Source organism: Paenibacillus senegalensis JC66 (assembly GCF_000285515.1).
GTDB classification, from domain to species: domain Bacteria; phylum Bacillota; class Bacilli; order Paenibacillales; family NBRC-103111; genus Paenibacillus_L; species Paenibacillus_L senegalensis.
In genome coordinates, this window is sequence record NZ_HE610961.1 from 417,628 (window position 1) to 424,251 (window position 6,624).

The 6,624-nt window shown below is 45.6% G+C and carries 6 protein-coding genes; 2 read left to right on the forward strand and 4 right to left on the reverse strand.

Annotated elements, in window-relative coordinates:
* Window positions 1-2 precede the first annotated feature (2 nt).
* The 4 genes from PSHG_RS20470 to PSHG_RS20485 are packed head-to-tail and all read right to left on the reverse strand — an operon-like array spanning window position 3 to window position 4,662.
* Window positions 3-1,484 carry a Na+/H+ antiporter subunit D gene (locus tag PSHG_RS20470; RefSeq protein ID WP_010277050.1) on the reverse strand — a complete coding sequence of 494 codons (1,482 nt, stop codon included), beginning with the start codon at window positions 1,482-1,484 and terminating at the stop codon, window positions 3-5.
* Window positions 1,477-1,815 carry a Na(+)/H(+) antiporter subunit C gene (locus PSHG_RS20475; RefSeq protein WP_010277053.1) on the reverse strand — a complete coding sequence of 113 codons (339 nt, stop codon included), beginning with the start codon at window positions 1,813-1,815 and terminating at the stop codon, window positions 1,477-1,479. Before PSHG_RS20475 ends, PSHG_RS20470 begins: the two co-directional genes overlap by 8 nt.
* Before the next feature lie 2 nt (window positions 1,816-1,817).
* Window positions 1,818-2,240 carry a monovalent cation/H+ antiporter subunit B gene (locus PSHG_RS31050; protein WP_010277055.1) on the reverse strand — a complete coding sequence of 141 codons (423 nt, stop codon included), beginning with the start codon at window positions 2,238-2,240 and terminating at the stop codon, window positions 1,818-1,820.
* Window positions 2,227-4,662 carry a Na+/H+ antiporter subunit A gene (locus PSHG_RS20485; RefSeq protein ID WP_010277057.1) on the reverse strand — a complete coding sequence of 812 codons (2,436 nt, stop codon included), beginning with the start codon at window positions 4,660-4,662 and terminating at the stop codon, window positions 2,227-2,229. Before PSHG_RS20485 ends, PSHG_RS31050 begins: the two co-directional genes overlap by 14 nt.
* Before the next feature lie 336 nt (window positions 4,663-4,998).
* On the opposite strand from PSHG_RS20485, the gene PSHG_RS20490 reads away from it, so the two are divergent.
* Both PSHG_RS20490 and PSHG_RS20495 read left to right on the forward strand, forming a co-directional pair.
* The gene (locus PSHG_RS20490) at window positions 4,999-5,205 is read left to right on the forward strand and encodes a hypothetical protein (RefSeq protein WP_010277059.1); all 207 of its coding nucleotides are present in this window, start codon (window positions 4,999-5,001) and stop codon (window positions 5,203-5,205) included.
* Between the two features lie 503 nt (window positions 5,206-5,708).
* A complete protein-coding gene (locus PSHG_RS20495; protein ID WP_010277060.1) occupies window positions 5,709-6,275 on the forward strand; it encodes an FAD-dependent oxidoreductase in 567 nt (188 codons plus the stop codon).
* Window positions 6,276-6,624 lie beyond the last annotated feature (349 nt).

A 6,624-nucleotide genomic window follows, 5' to 3' on the forward strand; every position in this document is an offset into this window, starting at 1 on the left:
ATCTACTCCTTTAGCACTGCGTCGATATACAGCTGCGGATTAAGCAGCACTTCACCGGCTTGCGAGATATAAGGGTAAACCCATTCCGCTCCTACCCCCATTAAAATCGAAATCGTCAGCAGGCAAGCTGCCGGTGCCAGCATCCCCTTCAAGGAAACAGGTTCAGCGTCTTCGGCAGCGTACTTTTCCTCACCCCAAAAGCCGTTCATAAAAATTTTCATCATGGAGTAAAGAATCAGTAAGCTGGAAGCAAGCCCAATAGCCGTCAGCCAATACCAGCCACCGCTGAACCCGCCTTGTACGATCAATAGCTTGCCAACAAAACCGCTTAACGGCGGAACACCGACAAGAGCCATTGCGGCTATAAAGAACATCCAGCCCAGTGCAGGGTAACGCTTAATGATTCCTCCCATCTCCGCCAAGCGGGGCGTACCGGCAACGGTAATCATCATCCCTCCGAGCAAGAAGAGCAGCGCTTTAACAATCATATCGTGGATAAGGTAAAAAATAGCTCCTTCCAGCGCTTGCTGGTTAGCTACAACTAGACCGATCATAATAAAGCCCACAGCAATAACAATATTGTAAATAAGGATTCGCGGCACATCGCGGTAAGCTACTGCGCCTAATGCTCCCAATACTATGGTTGCGGCTGCCATCCAGCCAATAATCGTATGAGTAAAGGCTTGATCATGATAGAAAATAATTGTATAGATGCGGATAATCGCATAAATACCGACTTTTGTCAGCAAGGCTCCGAACAGTGCTGTAACAACGGCGGGAGGGGCTTTGTAAGAGCCTGGCAGCCAGAAGAACAGGAACAGACCAGCCTTCACACTGAAAATGACCAGAAATACTAGGGAAGAAACCGTCAAGATTCCCGGTTGCCCCACCTCAGCAACCCTCTGCGAGATATGGGCAAAATTCAAGGTGCCGACAATGGCATACAGGTAAGCCACTGCCCCGACAAATAAAGCGGAAGAAACAACATTTACGAGAATATATTTGAGCGATTCCCTAAGCTGAAGCTTCGTACCGCCCAGCACAATCATGCCATAAGAGGCAATCAGCATAACTTCAAAGCAAACGAACAGATTGAAAATATCTCCGGTTAAAAAGGAGCCTACGACACCAACGACCACGAATTGAAAAAACACGTAGAAATGGTGTCTTTCCTTCTCCTCCCCAATGCTTTTGAAAGCATAGAACAAGCACGCCGTGCTGACCAAGCTCGTCGTTAAAACGAGCAATGCGGAAAACATATCGGCAACAAAGGAAATTCCGAAGGGAGGCATCCATCCTCCAAAGTTCAAGGTGAGAATTCCTTCATTATAAACCCGCTGGACCAAATAGGCGGAAACGGCAATATTTAATAACGCGCCAGCGCCCGCAATGATCCTCTGGATGGAAGGGGTACGGTAAAAAAAGATAATGATAATACCTGTGAGCAGCGGGATTAACATTGGCAGTACAACTAAATTACTCATCGTCTCTTCCCCTTAACTGTTCCATATCGTCGGTGCCCAGCTCCTGGTATGCTCTATAGGCAAGAACAAAAAAGAATGAGGTAACACCAAAACTAATAACAATAGAAGTCAAGATCAAGGCCTGCGGCAATGGGTCGGTATAGTTGGTCAACTGCTCACCGAGCAGAGGAACGCCACCAGTCTTTAGGCCGGCCATAGTCAGCAGCAAAAGATGGACGCCATGGGTTAACAGTGTGGTTCCGAGAATAATGCGGATCAGACTGCGCGTCAAAATCAGATAGGTCCCAACTGCAAAAAGGACACCCACCGCAATTGACATCAAAATTTCCATAGTTAACGATCCTCCCCTATCGACAAGATGATCGTCATAGAGACACCTACAACCGTCAGGTATACGCCAATTTCAAACAAGGTGGCTGTAGCCAGTTCGGTCTTTCCGAGCAAAGGCAAGGTGAAATAATCAAAAGTATGGCTCAAGAACGGCGCTCCAAAAAGAAAGGAGCCTAGTCCGGTTAAAGTGGCCACCAGCAAACCGATGGCGGTAACGATACGAAAATCGACCGGAAGAACTTTGCGAATGGTTTTCGTATCATAGGCCAGACATAAAAGCACCAGCCCGCCCGCCGTCATTAGTCCACCGATAAATCCGCCGCCAGGATTGTTATGACCTGCAAAAAACAAGTAGATGGAGAAGGTCAGAATGATAAAGACAACAATTTTAGCAGCCGTTTGCAGAATGACATCATTGATCTTCACGTTTGGACCCTCCTTCCAGCGGCAGCGGTTCGGCCATTCTCAGCTTGATCAGCGAGTATATTCCAAGCGATGCAACACCCAGCACCATAACCTCAAGCCATGTATCGAAGCCTCTAAAGTCAGCAAGAATGACGTTAACCATGTTGTTTCCGCCTGCTAAATTATAGCTTTCCTTTATAAAGAAATCTGCGATTGGATCAAACAGCCTAGAGCCGTTGGCGGAAAGGGCAAGCAAGGTTACGGTTACCCCTACACCAATCGAAATGATCAAGTTCGTTATTTTAAATTTGGGGGCGGAAATTTCCTTTTTGAGCTTAGGTAAATGATAAAAACAGAGCAGGAATAAAGTAACGGACACCGTCTCCACAATCATTTGGGTCAGGGCGAGATCAGGCGCTCTCAGAACAACGAAAAATGTTGTCATCAGATAACCTACGGCCCCTAACAAAATAATCGCGGTCAAGCGCGAATTTACAAATGGAATGGCTACTGCCGCAAAAATCATCGCAGCCAAGAGCAAAACCTCGTAGACAGAGATCTCCGCATAAGAATCGGCCGTGATTTGGAAAGCCCCCAGCTTAAATAAAGAATAAAGTAAAATGATTGCAAAAAAACCGAATATATAGACGAAGTACTGGCGGATAGAACCGGTCATATAGGTTCTGGTAATTCCCAGCGATCCCCTTTCCAGCAATTTCAGCCCGCTATCATATAAATGATTCAAAGACCACTTCTCAGGAATAAGCTGATAAACGGAACGCCACGAACGCAAGGAAAGATACAATAAAGTCCCTAGGATGAAAATCCCCAGCGTCATGAATAATTCCGGCTGCCATCCGTGCCACATCGATATTTTTACTTCAAAATAATCTCCTGGGCTAAGCAAAGAAGGCAAAATGGATGCCATAGCCGGTTCAATCAAGGTATAAGAGAGGATATTGGGAAATAGTCCAAATACAACGACAAGCGACACAAGAATAACAGGGGAAATCAGCATGCCCACAGGCGCTTCATGCGGGGTTTTATCCAATTTGTCCGGCTGGAATTTGCCTGTGAACGTTTTGAATACAATAATCATGCTGTAAATAAAAGTAAATACACTCGCTATCCAAGCAAGGACCGGAAAGAGTATTCCCCAAGTCTGCATGCTGAAGAAATCCATCTGCGAAGCGTGCAGGACAGCGGTGAAAAACATCTCTTTACTGAGGAAGCCATTGAAGGGCGGAATGCCTGCCATCGAGAAGGTGCCGATCAATGCCATCGTAAAGGAAACCGGCATCAGCGTCATCAGGCCTCCAAGATAACGGATATCCCGTGTTCCGGTCTCATGGTCTACAATACCGACAACCATAAACAGCGCGCCTTTGAACGTCGCGTGATTGATCAAATGGAAGACAGCAGCCGTAATCGCTATCACATATACATTGCCGGCATCGCCAATCCCATAATAGAGAGCAGCGGAGCCTAGTCCGAGCAAGGTCATAATCAAGCCCAGCTGGCTGATCGTAGAAAATGCCAGAATGGCCTTTAAGTCTGTATGGCGAATTGCCGAAACAGAGCCCCATAACAAAGTAAGCAGCCCCACAGCGGATACGAGCCAGAACCATTCAGCGGCTCCTCCAAAGACGGGTGTCAGCCTGGCCACTAAGTACAGGCCTGCTTTGACCATCGTAGCGGAATGCAAATAAGAACTGACAGGGGTTGGGGCTTCCATAGCATCGGGGAGCCAAATATGAAACGGAAACTGTGCAGACTTGGTGAATGCTCCAATCAAGAGCAGAATCATAGCCGGCAAGAATAAATCCTGCCCCGGTAAAGCACCCGCCTGGGCAATGATTTCTCTAATACTGAAAGTGCCCGTCATCAGATACAGCAGAATAATTCCTGCCAGCATGGCAAAGCCGCCAAACACCGTAATGAGCATCGATTTTTGTGCCCCATAACGGGATTTGGTCCGGCGGTACCAGAACGCAATCAGCAGGAACGAGGACAGGCTGGTCAGCTCCCAGAACCCGTACAAGACCACCAAATTATCCGACAGCACTACGCCAAGCATCGCTCCCATGAACAGCAAAAGGTACAAATAGAAGCGATGGATGGCTTCTTTGTCTTTATCCAGGTAATAAATGGAATAAAGAACAACTAATGCGCCGATTCCGGTAATCAGCAAAGCAAAAATCAGGCTTAATCCGTCCAACACCACAGTGAAGGCAATATCCAAAGACGGAATCCAAGGCACCGTAGCCTGAACGCCGTCTCCTGTCCGCACTGTCGACAATTGCATAAGAAAATACACAAACAAGTACAACGGAACAGGCAGGACAAACCATCCGGTGTGTACCTTAGGTATATATTTGTAAAACAACGGTGCGGCGGCGGCAACAACAAAAGGGATTAGAATTGCAAAATGAAGCAAAGACAACCGTCATACCCCCATCTAGATGAAAAATATATCTATAGCATTTCCCTACTATATAGCCTTCAACCATTCCCGCCAAAACAAGAGACCAAGGAAGCCATGCAGCTCAAGTTACGGACAAGCCGTTTATCATCCTCACACTGCGCTTTTCGAAGAACTGAGCATTCTTAAGCACAATAAGCTTCACAAGCTGCGAATGGAGTTGATGTCATCCTCGTCTGCTACCGGCTATCTTTCCTTGCAAAAGTCCATACGGGCTCTTCAAGAGTATTGTTTTCAAGAGGAACAAGTATAAACAGCAAAGGATAAGGGACATGCTAACAGATGAGGTGAGTCTCTATGCTTATTAAGAAATCGGCTGTTTGTCTGACGATTTTCGCCGTTCTGCTGCTTTGGGGCTGGCAGAGTCAGCAAGCGATTCAAGAAGCGCAGATACAAGAGCAGATCTGGCTTCATCCTGAGGGCGTCCGTTTACTGGAAACCAACGAATTCCAACCTAGGGAATACGTCAGAATCAACAGCAGCGGCAATATAGAAGGAAACTAAAACTGAAATTAGCACAGTTTGAGGCGGATTATGTGCTTATACGTTTATCCTATACTATTTACGTAATACATAGTTATAGGTTTCAAACTTTCGATAAAAAATTTTTTAACTTTTACTTCACTTTTTGAAATATTCAATAATTAAATAATACCTCATTTTTAGAGATGGTGATACTTTTTTGTTCATTTATTTTCTTTTATTGTACTTCTTGAACTACAGACCATAAAGATTGTTCAGATCAAATACGGCTTACCTCCTTTATCCTGAACCATTCTCCTGCAGACCTTTATAAAGCTTCAGCATTTTTATTGACTGCTGAATGGCTTCACGGGCAGGAATCGAAACAAAAGATGTCGAAATAGATACCCTATTAACGGATCTATCCCTTACAGGAAACGGATCTGTCCTTCACAGGTAACAGATCTGCCCTTCACAGGAGCTTCATCTTTCGCATTTTACAGGAGTTTCATATTCGCAAAATACTTATGAATGGAGGCATTCCCATGTATGATATTGCAATTATTGGAGCAGGACCTGCTGGTGCCAGTGCAGCTATTTTTACAGCCAAGGCTGGCAAAAAAACCGTTGTGATTGACAACGACAAAGGCTTAACCAAACGCGCATGGCTTGAAAATTTCTATGGCATTAGCGAAATTTCCGGTCCCGACTTGATTGAAATAGGGAAAAAGCAAGCCGTGCGCCTCGGGGCTGAGCTTTTGGAGGATACCGCCGTTAATCTGGAAAAAGCGGGTGAAGGATTCGCTATCGAAACAGAAAACAACGGTCGCATTGAAGCCAAACACGTAATTCTCGCCACGGGGTTGTCTCTGGGCATTGCTGAGAAAGCCGGTGTGGAAACCGCCGAAGGAACTGAACCCAGAATTAAAACGATCTTAAAATCCGACCGCGATGGAAGAACGAATGTACCGGGTATCTGGGCAGCAGGCACCAATGCCGGAGTCAGTGTTCACGCGATCATAACAGCAGGGGACGGAGCCAAGGTGGCTATTAACGTCATTAGCGAATTAAACGGTGAAAGATATGTCGATCATGACATTCTGCAATCCTGACGTTTGATAACATTAAACCGGGAAGACTAGTATATCTGCTTCGGTATTGACGACGATTAAACAAGAATCTTCCCTTTGCTATTATACTCTTTTCTATATATACTCTTTTCTATATATACTCTTTTCTATTATCGGCATAGGCTCTTTTACACATGACCTCCAAACTGAAATCTGTTATCCACTTCCATCGGATGTCCATTTTCTGTCGGGTGTCCATTTTCTATCGGATGTCCATATTCTATCGGATGTCCAACCCAGGCGGGTTCAGCCGGGCTGGAAACGGGTAACATAAATCATGGCCAGTTATAGACAAGCTATCGAATGCACTGGCTCATGTACATTTTCATAA

Bases quoted from the DNA above. Each gene is read 5' to 3' on its own strand.
- PSHG_RS20490 (WP_010277059.1), top strand. From the start codon at position 4,999: ATGCTTATTAAGAAATCGGCTGTTTGTCTGACGATTTTCGCCGTTCTG.
- PSHG_RS20470 (WP_010277050.1), bottom strand. From the start codon at position 1,484: ATGAGTAATTTAGTTGTACTGCCAATGTTAATCCCGCTGCTCACAGGT.
- PSHG_RS20475 (WP_010277053.1), bottom strand. From the start codon at position 1,815: ATGGAAATTTTGATGTCAATTGCGGTGGGTGTCCTTTTTGCAGTTGGG.
- PSHG_RS20495 (WP_010277060.1), top strand. From the start codon at position 5,709: ATGTATGATATTGCAATTATTGGAGCAGGACCTGCTGGTGCCAGTGCA.